Source organism: Thermobacillus composti KWC4, assembly GCF_000227705.2.
GTDB classification, from domain to species: domain Bacteria; phylum Bacillota; class Bacilli; order Paenibacillales; family Paenibacillaceae; genus Thermobacillus; species Thermobacillus xylanilyticus.
Genome location: NC_019897.1, coordinates 3,840,923 through 3,856,321 on the forward strand (window position 1 = coordinate 3,840,923; position 15,399 = coordinate 3,856,321).

Annotated in this window: 12 protein-coding genes; 3 read left to right on the top strand and 9 right to left on the bottom strand. The window is 47.4% G+C overall.

Translation table 11 applies throughout. From position 1 onward, the window contains the following. Window positions 1-28 precede the first annotated feature (28 nt). Entirely contained in the window at window positions 29-238 is a 210-nt protein-coding gene (locus THECO_RS17575) for a LexA family transcriptional regulator (RefSeq protein ID WP_041853982.1), read from the bottom strand. A 130-nt stretch (window positions 239-368) separates the two neighbouring features. On the opposite strand from THECO_RS17575, the gene THECO_RS17580 reads away from it, so the two are divergent. Then, a complete protein-coding gene (locus THECO_RS17580) occupies window positions 369-578 on the top strand; it encodes a hypothetical protein (protein WP_157373624.1) in 210 nt (69 codons plus the stop codon). Between the two features lie 607 nt (window positions 579-1,185). Here THECO_RS17580 and THECO_RS17585 read toward each other — a convergent pair. The 5 genes from THECO_RS17585 to THECO_RS17605 form a co-directional block, all read right to left on the bottom strand. After that, complete coding sequence (locus tag THECO_RS17585; RefSeq protein WP_015256365.1) at window positions 1,186-2,454, bottom strand: nitrilase-related carbon-nitrogen hydrolase; 1,269 nt, start codon at window positions 2,452-2,454, stop codon at window positions 1,186-1,188. Continuing rightward, on the bottom strand, window positions 2,451-3,569 hold the full coding sequence (locus THECO_RS17590; RefSeq protein ID WP_015256366.1) for a hypothetical protein: 1,119 nt from the start codon (window positions 3,567-3,569) through the stop codon (window positions 2,451-2,453). The genes THECO_RS17585 and THECO_RS17590 overlap by 4 nt, the downstream gene beginning before the upstream one ends. Window positions 3,570-4,153: 584 nt before the next feature. Continuing rightward, window positions 4,154-5,569 (bottom strand): winged helix-turn-helix transcriptional regulator, encoded by a 1,416-nt coding sequence (locus THECO_RS17595; RefSeq protein ID WP_015256367.1) that lies wholly within the window; start codon window positions 5,567-5,569, stop codon window positions 4,154-4,156. 869 nt (window positions 5,570-6,438) lie between these two features. Then, complete coding sequence (locus tag THECO_RS17600) at window positions 6,439-7,866, bottom strand: type I restriction enzyme endonuclease domain-containing protein (RefSeq protein WP_052835939.1); 1,428 nt, start codon at window positions 7,864-7,866, stop codon at window positions 6,439-6,441. A 215-nt stretch (window positions 7,867-8,081) separates the two neighbouring features. Further along, a complete protein-coding gene (locus THECO_RS17605) occupies window positions 8,082-8,498 on the bottom strand; it encodes a very short patch repair endonuclease (protein WP_015256368.1) in 417 nt (138 codons plus the stop codon). 130 nt (window positions 8,499-8,628) lie between these two features. Here THECO_RS17605 and THECO_RS17610 point away from each other — a divergent pair, with 130 nt between their 5' ends. Further along, window positions 8,629-9,117 carry a hypothetical protein gene (locus THECO_RS17610; protein ID WP_041853983.1) on the top strand — a complete coding sequence of 163 codons (489 nt, stop codon included), beginning with the start codon at window positions 8,629-8,631 and terminating at the stop codon, window positions 9,115-9,117. A gap of 5 nt (window positions 9,118-9,122) precedes the next feature. Next, window positions 9,123-10,742, top strand: coding sequence for an AlwI family type II restriction endonuclease (locus THECO_RS17615; protein WP_015256369.1), 1,620 nt, complete (start codon window positions 9,123-9,125; stop codon window positions 10,740-10,742). A 31-nt stretch (window positions 10,743-10,773) separates the two neighbouring features. Here THECO_RS17615 and THECO_RS21325 read toward each other — a convergent pair whose 3' ends face one another. The 3 genes from THECO_RS21325 to THECO_RS20750 form a co-directional block, all read right to left on the bottom strand. Beyond that, complete coding sequence (locus THECO_RS21325; protein WP_015256370.1) at window positions 10,774-11,886, bottom strand: DNA cytosine methyltransferase; 1,113 nt, start codon at window positions 11,884-11,886, stop codon at window positions 10,774-10,776. Between the two features lie 157 nt (window positions 11,887-12,043). Further along, window positions 12,044-12,460 (bottom strand): hypothetical protein, encoded by a 417-nt coding sequence (locus tag THECO_RS17620; protein ID WP_015256371.1) that lies wholly within the window; start codon window positions 12,458-12,460, stop codon window positions 12,044-12,046. A 434-nt stretch (window positions 12,461-12,894) separates the two neighbouring features. Then, window positions 12,895-15,006 carry a phage/plasmid primase, P4 family gene (locus THECO_RS20750; protein ID WP_015256372.1) on the bottom strand — a complete coding sequence of 704 codons (2,112 nt, stop codon included), beginning with the start codon at window positions 15,004-15,006 and terminating at the stop codon, window positions 12,895-12,897. Between the last annotated feature and the right edge of the window lie 393 nt (window positions 15,007-15,399).

The following is a 15,399-nucleotide window of genomic DNA, read 5'->3' on the forward strand; positions in this document are numbered from 1 at the left end:
ATGGGTGACGTGGCTGACGTACAAACGATCACGTCATTGTCGGTGGTTGTTCCACCGTCAAATTACGTGATCGGCAACAATATCGTTCCTGCTCCAGTACTTTCAGCCCGGCCATGACGTCGGGCCTGGAGCGGCCCGATTTGATCTGAAGTTCCTTCAGCGTCGGGAAACGGCCGCGGCCGGCGCTGTAGTTGGCGATGATCCGCAGCAATTTGCGGTCGCGGTCCGAGAGCATCATATCACCCCGCGTAAAACACGAACATACATTCTCACACCAAAAACTCTAGCATGAAATTAACGTAAAATTCAACATATGACGACGGGAAGAGGATCAGCGGATGAAATGCTTTCATTGCGGAGCCGAATGCATGGCGCAAAGAGGAAACCTGGGGTGGACGAGCGATGACGGAATCCGGGTGACGATATCGGGGGCGAAATTTCATGCCTGCCCGATGTGCAACACAGCCATCTTCCCGCAGAACGTCAAGGATTGGCTGGAGAAGGCGTTGGATCAAAAACGCGCAATCGGGGGCAGCCCTTATCTTTTCCTGAACGCATTCGCTTTTGCCCACTCGTAAATTCCATCAAAAGTCCAGACGGGCTCGCTGCACAACCCGGCCGTCTGAGATCTGCAATCGGTTCAGCCGTCAGGATGGAGTGCATATGTCCATAGATTTCTGGTGATATGCCCAAAAAAAAAACGGGTAAATGTCCAGTTGATTCTGGCTTTTTTATCGCATGGCGTTTCCAGGCCGCCGATCGGGCCGGACATTACGCATCAGATAACATCCGGTTATTCAGGTTTGATTCCGAAGTTTCGCCAATGTCCGGATAGGGTTGTACGTTCACCCGATTTTTAAGGACATATTGGATAGATTCGTTTGGACATTTACCAGATTTCTTTGGTCATATGACCCGAAATCCATGGACATATTAGCCCCGATTCACCGGGCAAACGGTTCCATTGACGGGATTGATCGGGCGTTCACCCGATATTTATGGACATATTAACCCGAATGAACTGGACATATGGTTTCGACCGGAAAGATCCGGACATATACCTCAGGACATATACCTCAACCTCGAACCACTTCACCCGATTGTTCCGGACATAATCCTGGTTATTCCGGATTCTTCCTGTGCAATTTTAGGTATGATTATTTACTACTCAAGCGGCTCAGTTAGTCATAGATTGACAAGTGAATAGTATTTATCTTTATGCTTTCGATGTATACCAAGCAAACTTGAACTGTTAGAGAATACAGAATTAGGTCCGCCTAAAAAGTTGAGATCGAAACCAATCATATCCTCCACAGGATAGAACAACTGTATGTTTTTATACCGATTTGTTTTCATCCCCGCTTTCAGATTCGGAGATACGATAACGGCTCCTATGCGATTTTCAATGACACGCAATTTCAATAACGAAAGACATTCGTCCACATCCACCGGCCGGACACTGTGATATACGACGATATGACTTTCCGCCGAAGTATCGCAATGTTTGAGGACAGCAGTTCGGTCTTTCAACAACCGGTAAGGAAGAAACGTAACAGACACGTCGCGGCACAGAAGTGCAAACTCATCCTCAATCTCTATAGTCTTTTGGGTTATAGTCTTTTGGGTTGTATCCCTCACGATAAGGCCCGAGGAAGACAGAGCAATCTGCAGATCGGCCTTCCTTTCCATAGAAAAGGCAACAGTGAAGTCGTTATAGATTTTATTAGACGCCGATACCTCCGGTTCGGTCATTTCGGTTTGCAGATTCGACAAATCAAATACAGCGATTTCTGGCTGTTGTTTCGTTATGGATCCTTTTCGGACTACAGCCTTTAATTGCTTGCCTTTAAAGTAAGCAAACGCCTCCGAAACCCCGCTCTTTTCCGGATCGTAACCCATCGTACATAAAATCGGAGCGTCCATTTCATAGGAACGACCCCGAAAAACGTTATGCCACTTACTTGGGGTCACGTTACCGCCTGTCAGATTGATCAGAACGTCCAATCCCTCCCTCCGCATCCGTTCCGTAATCATCGGAAAGAAGATATCGTGACAAATATTGACTTGAATTCTCTTGCCCATAAAATAAATCGGTTCAAATAGGATGTCATGTTCTTCGTCGTACTCTGGTATATCAAAGGCAATTGTTCTGGCGGTAGAATGCTTGCAATACACCTTCCATTCGGTTTCTCCATCATCTGGGATGGGATTATAATAAACAGCCCATTGACTTCCATCTATCCCGCCGATTCCTGTCAACACGGAACATTGAAAGAGATCCCCCAAGTACTGAACTTCATCTTCCAATTCATCCAATGGTACGTCGCCAATGAAGCCTTCCGGGAAGACAATGAGGTTTACCTTATGGTCAACAATCATGTCCTTTAACTTCTTGTCCCAACTCTTCCAATCGAAATTGTCTTTATAGACCGGGATCGTCAGCATGATTCTCATTCCAATACCTCCTCGCTGCTTTTATGAAAGACATTTCTGACTCCGAATAACTCTTTATACGTTTTCACATGTCTTGAAGAAACACGGGGACTTACGACCACACCGCAAAACGTGTTCGATGACAAGTTGATGATCCCTCCAGAAAGGTGTTTTGAAACGGAAGTCTCTATCTCAAATCCGATTACCGGAAAAAACAACGGTTCCAACGGCTTTGTATTCTGACGCATATAGGCTAAGATGGGGTAGTGCCAAGCATCGTCCCCCATGGAAACGGCTAAGTTGCGGAGAAAGGTTGTAAAGGCAAATGGCAGCATCACCCCATAAACAAGATCGATTTTAGGGATATAGTACAAGTCCTCCGCCCGCCTAGCCATCCTTTTCTCTTTAGTAATCGGATTCCAGATCACTTGTTTGTGCATGAGGATATCTAGTTCCGGTAAGCACATAACGCTCTGCCGAGCCTGATCAATTGAATAGTGCCAATAAAATTGGTCCGGCTCGTAGTCTTGTCTCAAGAGGAAACAACTACTCCGAAAATCATGTATGATCCGATCAGCCAACTCAACGGATGACGTTTCTCCGCCGGAACCTTTTCTCCTCATGTTTTGTTGCTTTGAAACAGTTGGCGAAACGATGCTTTTTTGATTGACTTTTATATCCTTGAGAAACTCATAATCCGTAAAAATTGCGTTTCGATTTCCAAGCAAAGTGGTAAAACTTCGATAGATTTTAACTCCTCTGCGATAGGTGTCTCTTTCTGTTCCAGCACCTGCATTGTTCACAACGATAATGTTAAAGAATGCAGGCGAAAGGTAAGCGTTTGCGAAATTACCTACCTGATTCTTCGAACTCGTCGTTGAGCCTTCAATCTCAAAGACAGCAACGGGAACATGGCGTACGTATTCATTCCAGACATTCCCTTGACCCAGATATTTCTCGACAATCTCTCCTTTGACAAAGGATGAAAGATCCATAAACCAAACGACATCGTAAATAGGTGAATACAGATGATCTCGACCAAGGGAGAATTGATACTCAAGTTTTGAAATAAATCCAATTTCTTCACCAATCTTAGCGATATGTTTCTGAATCTCGACAGTCGTATTTTTGGGCAAAGACGACCACCTCGTCCCTAGGTTCCACCATTACTTACCTGAAACCCAAACAGAAAATGTCTCCTATATGCGCAGAGGCGAATTTTCATTCAAGCACATTCAGTGTAAGTGTGACTTTTCCGTAATTCGACAGGATCACTCGCATTTCCTGTTTCCGTAACCTTACAAACTATCTGCCCGACCGAAGAATCTTTCAGTTATAATCAATAAGAACTTGCTGACTGCCATGAAGTATCCGACCGGACATTTTCAATAAAAATTATCCGGATATTCATGTTTTTTCCGAGTTCCAAAATTGTCAGAATAGGGTTGGGCGTTCACCCGAAATTTCCGGACATATAGAACCGAATGGAAAGAACATAAGGTGTGTGTGCGACCAATAGTATCCGGGCATATTTCTCAATCTCGAACTACTTCACCCGATTGTTCCGAAAATATCCTGTTCCTGTTCCCAAAAACCAAAAGAACAGACCCTGCTGCAAACACTTCCTGAATCACATGAGTAAACAGTACCGACCTAATTTAAGCAGAACTGCATGGGACACCTTAATCGGCATAAGCGGGCGATCGCCGCCCGCCTGTGATTACGCCTGTTTCATGTAACGCTGAATGGCCGACCTGGAGAAACCGGTCATCCGGCTCAGCCCGCGTATGGACAAGCCCGGGTTTTTCGCTAGAAGCCGGTGAATCCTTTGGATTTTTTCCTCTGCCCTCTGTTTGATCATGTCGCAAGTCGGCTTTTGGGCCTCCCTTCTCCGGCGTTCTTTCCTTTCCCGTTCCCGGCGATTTTTCTCCTCTTTTCCGATGATTGTCACAAGTTCGCGTTGTTCTGCGGGCGTAATGTTGAGGTGCTTGATGATGGTTTGATTGTTGTGAAAGTAACCAACGGTTTGGTATGCATCGGGATTTTTGCGGGTAATCGAGAGGTTTTTTTGCCCCGTTTGATGCGCCCACATTTCTTCGGCGCTTCGCGTCGCTTGTTCCACTTCGTAACGGGACAGGGGACGGGAGAACCATTCGTTGAGCCGATGGGTGTTCTGGAGAGCCGTTTGGGGATTGTGAGTGAGGAAAAGCATGAGATAGCGATACAGAAACAACGTATATTCCCTGCAACCGTCCATCTCTCCCCGGCGAAGCCGTACCAGTTTCTCCAGATCCCTGGCGCGGGCCAGGTGAAGCGTATACGGAGTAAAAGCCGTCTTCGGCGGGTCGCCGGGTTTCCTTTGCTGGGAGGGCTTCTTTTGCTTTAAAATCCGTCGGGGAGATGGTTGCGGCTTGTGACGGGGGGGCGGCGGAGGGAGCCATCCGGCGGCGAGCATTTCCATTGAGTAAGGCGCGGTCAAATACTGAACAAGGTAAACCTGCCGACCGGTTTTGGAGTTGAAGGTGCCGGCGAGCCGGAATACCCGGGAAAGATCGGTGCACATCGAGTCGGCGCCAACATCCCGGAGCGTTTCGACGAAGTGGGACTGCAATCTTTTCCACAACAGGTACGCTTTCTTGTTCAAATAGGCAACAGGTTCCAGAAGGAAAATCAGTTGAATGCCGCTGCCGGAGAAAATGACGTATGACGGCATCGGTAATCGGCCTTCGTCCACATACTCCATCCGGATGTAATCAAACATCGCTTCCGGACTGTAGGGTTTCCACCTGTCCAACTTGTAGTAGTCGATGTCCACATAGAGAGCCCGAATCTCCCTGGTCCAGTTGGACGTCCTTCTGGGTAGGAAGAAGTTGTTCAGCGAAAAGTAGACGTCCATCCCGTCTTTCCAGTCAGGATCCAGCAAGGCGGCCGGCAACTCCTTCGGGCTGAAATGACGTTGAAACCAGCCGCTGCGGGCGTTTGGATCCTTCTTCCCCAGCGCGATATAGCACTTTTGATCCGGCGCGCCGTGATGATGCAAATGAACGAGTTGGTACAAGGGGTCATAGACAGGCTCCAGTAAGCGTGGGACAACGGATCCTCCGGCAGAGAACATGGGGATTGAATGGTCTTGCATGTGTGGTACCTCCGTTGGAATTGATACCGGCAGTCAAGACTGCCATAACGGAGGACCAGGTGTCCCACACAGTTCTGCTTAAATTAGGTCGGTAATGCTCCTCATGCTTTTGTACGTCCCCTCCTTTACGATTCTCGGAACCGATAACCTGTGTTCACGACCGGATTTGAGAAGCCCGCTTTTTGCTGCAAGATCGTTCTGACGAGGAAAAAGAAAACAGAAGGCGTTCAACAAGGGGGGGTTCACAGGGGAGCGAGGATTCCCCGCGCACGGAGTGTCTCAAGGGGGCAGGGAGTGCCCGGAAGCCGCCATTCTTGCGCCGGGATGGAGGTTTCCGGCTGAGGCAAATCCTGTACTGATACTATTTTATAGCGTGCAGAATCGAAATTTCCAGGAATTACGAGGATTTTTTTTTCAAAAACTCATGCGCAGCAGCATTCTGCGTATACCCGCGTATACTTGTATACGAAACGTATACAGGGGACGGCGTTCCTTTGCCGCGGTAAAGCCAGTCAGTCTTTCGCGAGATGAACAAGTTTATGCGCCTGCCGTGTTCCATCAAATGTTGCGGCTGCGCCAGCAAGTCGAAAACCTGGAGCAGGCGAAACGGACGCTTGCCCATCAACTTACGAATTGAGGAAGACCTATGCGCAAGCAACGCCCTGGAAAGGGAAAGAAATACCCCTTGGCACCTCTTGATTTCACTCGATATAATAGAAACAACAAGATCTGTCTATGCTGCCCTCCAACCTGACGGTTTGATCCGGGACGGGTTGGTGTGGACATTTTCGGACTGATGCTGCCCTTGAACCGGGATGGTTCATGTGGTCAGGAGAGCCTGCCAGGAGGCAGGCTCTCTATCTTTTCACTCACGCCTCCAACGGCCAATCCTTGTATTTGTCCTTCGCCTTCTCCACGATGGCATTGGTCAGAAAGCGCAGTTGCTCCCCCTTGATGTTTTCCCGCATCAGCACCATTTTCACGGCAAGCGTCACCTTTGCCAGAACGTCCTGCCGGTGCGGGTTCGTCCAGTCGATCTGGAACTCCTTCTTCATGGCGGCCACCACCTTGCGGATCAAGCCGGCCAGAAATTCGTTGGAGAACACTCCAACCCCCATGTTTTCAACCAGATCGTAAAACACCATTTCCTCGTCCGTCAGGCCGAGGGCTTCCTTTTTCCTGCGCTCTTCCAACAGCCTCTTCCTGGCTTCCACCATCATCTGCGCGACGGCCGTGGCCGTAATGACGCGATTGTGGTAGGCCTGGATCGTCTCTTTCAGTTTTTTGCTCAGTTCGATGCCGAGGGGACTCTTCTGCCGGACCAGGTAGAAGATTTCTTCTTCGAGCAATTTTTGAATGAGTTTCAGCCGCAGATCGACGTGCGGTTTCTTCTCGAAATCGGCCAGAAACGCTTCGTCCAGGATCGAAATGTCCGGCTTCTCTAGGCCGGCCTTCTCGAACAAGTCGATCGCCTCTTCCCGGGCGCCAATGCTGCGATCGATCAGTTTCTTAAGTTCTTCCTCGAGATTTTTGGGCTTCCCTTCGCCTCCGCCCGTCCCCTTGTACCGCTTGATCTGGATGGCTGCGATTTCATAAAGCAGCGCTTCATTGGCAAGCGGCAGGACGTTCGGCAGATGCTTGACCAGTTGATACGCCTTGTCCAGCCTGGCTTGCGCGTTCAGGAACGCATCCTCGTCGGGCCCCATGAGGTGCCCCACGAAATCCGCAAGCCAGTCCTCGCGCTCCACCTTCGGCTTCGCCCGCCAGTTGGAGATGTCCACGCCCGGGGAAACGAATTTCCGGACGGACTCCAGCGCCTCGAAGAAAATCGGCACGGCTTCCTCGGAAAGATCGCCGATCGGCTTGCCCTTTCCCCCGCCCTGGGTGTACTTGTGCGTCGCTTCCTTCAGAGCGTCGGCTATGCCGATGTAATCGACAACTACGCCGCCCGTCTTCCCGGGAAAAACCCGGTTGACGCGGGCGATGGCCTGGATCAGCCCATGCCCTTTCAGGGGCTTGTCTACGTACAGGTACGTAAGCGGCGGGATGTCGGTGCCCGTCAGCCACATGTCCCGGACGATGACCAGTTTCAGCGGGTCGTCCGGGTCGTGCAGTTTGGCCTTGACGGTTTCCTGCTCTTCTTTCGTCTTGATGTGGGCGAATTCGCTTCCCGGCTGCTTTTCCCTCCACTCCCGGGGGTCCTTGTCCACGTTGCCCGTCATCACGATCTCCACCGGCGGACACCCTTCGATCGCCCGCATCTTCTCGTACAGCCGCACGCAGATTTCCCGGCTCATGCAGACGATCATCCCCCTCGCCTGGGGAGATGCCGATCAGGTGAAATGCTCGATGATGTTTTGGAGGCGTTTACAATCGCCCGGAAATGCCTCTCGACTTCCCTAAGGCGGCTCACTTCACCCGGTGCTTTTCCTTCTCGCCGTCATCCGCCTACTTAATGATCTGCCGAAGTCGGGAAAATTCTCCTGAAAAAACAAAGAAAGGACATCAAGCATCAACTCATTTTTTGTTTCGATTGCTTGATAAATTTAATGATTCTTTCAATAGTTCCCTCAAAATCATCCTTAATTTCATGCTCCCAAATACGCAATAAATTCCAGCCTATGTTCAAGTAGTATTCCGTCACCTCTCTGTCCCTTTCAATATTTCTTGCGAGTTTCTTATCCCAATAATCCACATTGGATGCAGGCCTGTTTCCATGAATTGGGCATGCATGCCAAAAGCAAGAATCAAGGAATATTACGATTTTGTATTTTTGAATTGCTATGTCAGGATTCCCTTTTAACTTTTTTACATGTTTTCTAAACCTATATCCCCTTCTCCATAATTCTTTCGTAACTTTACTTTCCAGCGCTGTGCCTTTTGAGCGAATTGCGCTCATGTTTTTGGATCGCTGTTCTCTGGTAAACATGTCTGCCAACAACATCAACCCCAATAAAACATTCTGGATAAAAATATAACCTCATGAGGTGATTCATTCGAACAGGATATCGAATATCTTAAATTACAAAGGCAAAGGTATTTTTTAGGATGTGAACGAAATGGGCAATAACCATTCAGTGGACAATCTTTTGTTAAGTTTACTAAAAAAGATTTTGCTTTATCGACTCACCCGAAACATCGACAAGGAACTTCAAAATCGCAAAATTAGTCATGCAAAACTGAGTGCCATCTCTAGCCGTGGCGGCAATTGGTTTAACCGTGCCTTCAACGAATTAGAAGATATGAGAGTTACAACATTTATCAGAACAATAACCGCGATTAATAAGAAAACGAGCGGAAGAGACAATAATCCTGTTGATGTTAATCATATTCTGGACGAAGAATTATTCAAAATCTCCTCTGTCTTCATAGATTTGGCAACGAACGGGGCAGAATACTTGCTGAATAACGATCCCGAAATACGCCAATTCTTTCGCGATATAAAATTTTACGTTGATGCCCTTAAAGCATTGGACAGTGTATTATCGGCTGAAGAACTTCAATCTTATGAGCAAATACTTAATCGGATCTCTACAGAAAGGATGTGATCTTTATGAAAGAGAGAAAAGTGTGGTTTATAACTCGCCCAGAACGCGATCCGAAATTTCACCGTGATGCGCTTATCGCTTTACGGGACGCGACGAAAGATTTCACAATTCGATGGTCGGGCAACCGGCAAGCCCATCTTAATTACGAACGAGAACTAAATGCCCGCGGAATTAAACGTGACCATATCAGCAATGACGGATCTGGAGGAAGAACCTGGGCAGCAATGCTGAAGACCTTCTCTTATGTTTACACAGATGAAGAGGGCTATTTGAGACTAACCAAAGTCGGAAAGAAAATTTTGGATGGTGAAAAGGTCCATGAAAACATCACAAAACAAATATTGACTCTGCAAATTCCAAATGCCTACTTCCTTGAAGCAGGGTTCCGCCCGCAATTTGATCCGGACTTCAGAATACGTCCTGCCAGATTCCTAATAAAACTTACAAATCAAAAGGAATTGGACTATTATGTCACCAAAGAAGAAATTACCTACTTTGCATTAACTGCTAAGAACGACAATGAACTTGAATCAGTTACGAAGAATATACTGTTATTTCGAAATGCCGACCAGGAAACTAAAGCGAAGATGAAGCAAGAAATTGCTGAAAATTTCGACCATCGCGAACGTTCCGATAAAGGCGCAAGAGATTACGAACTCGCGCACGGGGACGTAGCGCATACGTTTATGTTAATTTGCGAGTATACTGGTCTCGTCGAATATATCCGAGGTGAGGCTCTTCGAGTTGAACCGTCTGATTCCAAACGGGTTGCTGAAATAATCGAGCAGTATGATTACCGTTACCCTTTCAACACAAGATACCTTATATCGCTTCAACGTATGGCTGAAAATAACGGCTTGGATGTCGATAGTTATAAAGCAAGCAGTTACGGTAGCATTAAACCGGCAACAAACAAGTCCAAGACTGCGAATAAAATTCGCAGACTGCTTTCTAATTACCCTGACTTGTCCGAGTTAAATTATGAAACCTTGATGAGAATTCTTCTTAATGAATTTCCGCCGAAAGAAGCAGAGAAACATGCAAACGAACTAATGCAATTCAGACATTTAGCGCTGAACGACGATTTTGTTGAAAGTTACTTGAATGAGCATGATAATCATGCATTCGAGGATAAGACAGGCGAAATCTTCAAGGCAATTGGATTTGATGTTGTAATGCGCCCCAAATCACTTGCCGACGTTGAGACAGAAATCGAAATTGTCCTTAAATACGGGCCTTCAGAATTGGGGATCATTGACGCAAAGAATTATCGCTCAAATAAATTTCCATTATCTGCACAATTGGCTTCACACATGGCATCCGAGTATTTGCCGAATTATGATGGCTATGATCGCCGCAGGGTTTCTTTCTTCGGGTATGTTACCGTAGCAGACTGGAGCGGAGAGAAAAATTTGCAAAAAATAAGCAGTCTGGCCCAACGCATTATCCCCGACCGGGAGATTAAAGGGATTATTTTAAGCGCAAAAGTATTGATTGGCTTTCTTGATTACTGCATTGAGAACAACTTGTCCAAGGAAGAACGGATCAGATTGTTTCTAAACGCTATACAAAACCGCGGATATGCAACAGTCAGCGATCTGTTGCGCGCGGCTCAAGGCCTATAAATCACAGGAGCGGCATTAAGCCGCTCCCTTTTTACACCGAAATGAGATCTAACTCCAGTTGTTGATGCATAAATTCATCTGCACTCCATTTTGGTTCAACGCTTTCATATTCAATTCCGGCAAAAGTTTTCAATATTGCTTCTATAATTATTTTCGCGCCTTCAGGAGGAACTGCCATTCCGATTTGTTGTCTTACTTTTTCTTTGCCTCCCATAAACACAAAATCATCCGGAAAAGTTTGCAGCCTTGCTCGTTCCCTGTTAGTCAAAGCACGCGGTTCACTCCAATGATACATGTGAGTGCCGCCGCCTCCGCTTCCAGTTACAGTATAAGCCGGCAGATCAGGGTGCAAGCGCCGGTAAATTTGACTTATTCTCGCCCCTTTTACATTCAATCTTAAATGCTCCGGTATCTCTTCGTACCATGCATTTTCGCCCGCAGGAATATGATTCAGTAATTCAATGACTTTGCTTGAATGCCGGGTCATCTCGTGATTGAATGCATTACTTGGAATTGGAGGTTCTGTCAGGGCTTGCCTCGCTGTTTTGTACGGCAATCGGCCTTCACCGTGAGTAGGGGCAGGAACTTTGAATTCTTTGTTGATATCATCTCTTATGCCAACAATGATAATTCTGTGCCGAGTCTGAGGAATTCCGTAATCCTCGAATTTATAAAGATGCGGAGTGATTCTATAACCTGACTCCTTTAAATCTTTTAAAATCATGCTAAACGCCAATCCATCATTTGCGCTTTGAAGACCTGAAACATTTTCGGCAATAAACCATTTAGGCCGAAATTTTCTCAACACTTTGACTCCGTATGTATAAAGCGGACCATATTCTCCTTCAAGTCCCTTTCTCTCTCCAACATTGCTGTAATCGTTGCAAGGAAACCCAAAAGCAAATGCATCAATTTCTCCGAGAGAATCAAGATCTAACTTGCGAACATCTTTTTGAATTACGGTATGCGGTTTATCTGGACAAATATTGTGAGCATAAGTTTTGCAAGCAAATTCATCTATATCATTCGCCCATTCATGTTCGACCTTATACTCTACTCCATTTTGATCTACAACCCTAGCCATTTTGGCCCCTAATGCCAATCCACCAGGGCCGCAAAATAATTCTCCTTTTTTGAATATCATTATTTCATTCACCCCGATACCAGCATTATACCCTATACTTAAAGAAAAAGCAGCAATTTTTCTGCACAAAATACGAAAATATGTTCTGATTCGTCCTGATAATATAATTATCCGCTTGAGGACAATTTCCTTCTCAGAACACGAACTTAAAAAATTTTTATTGAGAATTCAAATTGCTGATCCTTCTCTCCAACGACCTCAACAAACTTTCCCATTCGACTGCATCGCGTTCCTCATCGCTGGATAGTTCCCGTTTTGCGCCCAGCGTCTTCTCAAAAGGCCCGCCATATTTTTCTTCAAAGTAACGGATCTCATCTTTTAATATCTGAATTTCCTCTTCCAGGGTGATCGGTTTGTCCCGCCCCAAACGCTTCTGTTCTTGGTGGTACAGTTCCTCGATTTCGGCAATGGTCAACGTTTCTCCGTACGGCGACACACACTTGGTATCCGGCCTGAATACCGGCTCTTCAAGGGTAACCCCGGGAAAACGGCCCAGCGAAATCCAATACAATATCAAAGGTTCACTGGCCCCCATCAATCTGCTGACTTCCGACAAGGTATAGATCTTGCTCATCCGAATCACCTCAACACCATTATACCGGTTTCTTCCGACTTGTGAAGTAATTCACAAAGTAACGATATTCAACTTAAATTCCGTTATTCAATTAAACCAAACAGGAACTGCACAGAAATCCAAATCCCGAATCCCTTGTGGGACGCGGCCATACAGTCATACAGAAAACTTTGCGTGTTCCCTTTTGCTGTAACCCAATGCTTCTTCTGCTGCTCCTGTCTGGTCGCCGGATTTAGAATTTGCCAGTTCCAAATGTGGAAAGTTTTTTGTATTCCTGTATGAACTCCGCAATCCCTTGCAGGATAAGGGATTTCTCATTCAGAAAACAAATTCACATTCATGAATCTGGCCCCCGCCCCGGCCCTTGCCTTCCGCAGAAGCAGGAGGAGCGACAGCGACGAAAAAAGAAGAAGCGCCCAGCATGGGGGCGCTCTTTATTCCTTGGGGGAGAAAGTGATGCCGTTCCAAAGTTCCGGTCCCATGTACTTTCGGACGATTCTGAGCCCCGAAATCTCCTCCAGCAAACGCTGGTTAAACTTCTTTTTGGTCGTCGGTTTCATGCCGTTTTCCTGGCACCATTCCGTGTATCGGAGAAACAATTCTTTCCTGGGATACGTAAGGCTCGGGCCGACCTCGCAGCATTCGGCAAGAAACCCGGAAATATTGTCGGCCTCTTGCTGATACTTCTTGTGCGCTTCCTGCAAGGACGGCCCCATGGTAAAGCCGTTTTTCTGCTCAAGCCGGCGCAAACCGTGCAGAGCACGGTTGAGGAGCCCGCTCAAATTTCCCGGAGTCGTAAGGCGTTCAAGCAGACGCGGGTCCTGGCGGCCCTCAAAGGAATTGGGGAAGGGGATGACGATCCAGCGGCGGAAAAATCCGTTTGACACATCGCTGCTCGTCGGGGGCACATTCGCGGAGAAGATGAGCCGGGCAAAGGGCCGAAAATCAAAGCCGTCTTTTCCCTTGAATTCGGCATTGATCCGGTCTTCCCCGGTCAGGGCCTTGAACGTTGAAGAAGTATCAAGGCCCTTATGGGAAATATCGGCGAAGATATTGACCAGTTTATCTTTAAGCAAAGCGACCTTAAATTTATCTTTTTCCAGACGATGAAGCGGAACGTTGGATACATTTTGGGGGCCGACAAATCTCTCCAGCAACTTGAGCAAGGTGCTTTTGCCGTTTGCGCCGGTGCCATGAAGCAGAAACGCTTTCTGGTAACGGTTCGTCGGAATCAGGCAATACCCGAAAAGTTCATAGAGGGTAGGAACGGCATCCGGGGGAACGATCTCGGAGAAGAATTTTTCGATGTCCGGACAATCCGCAGAAGGGTCGTAGGTCACGGGAATACGGATGGAAGAGTAACGCTCGGGGGTGTGCGGGAGGAGTTCTCCTGTGCGCCAATTGACAAGCCCGTTTTCAACGTTGATGAATCCATCCTCCACGTTGAATTCCTGGACGGGCTCCCCGAGCAATTTGGTGCGGATCCATTCCACGGCCTGGTGGACATAGATAGGCAAATACCTGTCTCCCAGAAGATCCAGCGCTTTTTTTCGTAACCGCGCTTCCCCTCCGGCTTGATACACGCCGTTCTCGTACGTGTAAATCTCCGTCCCATGGGCAATGGCAGGCAACTGTTCAAGGATCACACGGCCGAGGACGACGGGCTGGAATTTTCCGTTTGCGAAAAATTTCTCCGGGTCCACATACTGGTTCGTTGCCTTGGGGGAAGACTGAACAAACGATCTCTCGACAATGGCTTTCAATTCCTGGACGGTCCCGCCTTTTTCAAACCAGTACGTTACATCTTCTTTTTCCGGCAAACCGGGCAGATGAACAATCCGGATGTCGTCGGTCCATTTGCGAAGGATCTCCGCAATTTTTTCAGCATGCTTTCTTCCCGCCTCATCATTGTCCGGCAGGATTATCACCTTCGCCCTCTGGAAATAGCGATTAAAATCGTCGCTTTCGGGCCATTTTCCGGCGCCGCCTGGATTGGTGGTAGCGGTGAATCCTTGACGGTGCATCGTGTCGGCGTCCTTTTCGCCTTCCACCACATAGACCGGATCCCCCGCCTGGACGGCCCGAATGAGTTCGGGAAGCCGGTATGGCACGACCCGTTTGGGTTTGCCGATTCGCCATTTCCCGTTCACGCGATGGTATTGGATGACGCTTTTCCGGTTGCCCGTCCCGTCGATGCCGACCAGGTGCAGCGGGTTCCCAAATTCGTCGTTATAGACATGTTCGCGGTCATGATCTTGAAATTTTTCTCCGCTTCTCTTTTGTCTGATCTTTGACAAGTTGCCGCTGTTATCAAATTCAGCCAGATCAATACCCATGCGTTGGGCCATCGTAATGGCATTGCCCTTTTCGCCGCAAGCATGGCAATAGTACACGCCCTTTTCCCTGTTTACCGAAAAGGACGGATCTCTGTCATCGTGAAACGGGCAGTTCGTAGTGCCTTCTTTGCCTCTCCAACGAATCTTCGTCCCCAGCGCTTCTTCATAGAACGCTTCGTAATCAATATCCAAGATCAAATCCAAATCCATTGTCTTAATTCCTCCTTTTACGGCGTGAATCGACCGTTCTGAAAGCGAACGGTCATAAATAGCGCCGGGGAGGTGGGGATTCGGAATCGGTTTATACTGTGGACCATCAGAAAATGAAGTCCTTTATGCCGCAAGGCAAAAGGTGATGAAGGGAAATGACGAAAGGATGGAATGAGGGAAAACAGAAAAGCGGAACATTTTGAGGGATTCGATTGAAGGACCCTACACCTCAAATTATAAAGAGTCATAAATCAGATTTCCAATTTTTATGCGCAGGAATTTTATGACAGAGAACCGACCTTTCAACTTGAACGTTTTACCGTTTACGGTGCACGGTCAGGCGCGAGGTTTTGTAAGGGGGTTAATGTCCGCACCAGATCGGAATTTCGGCTG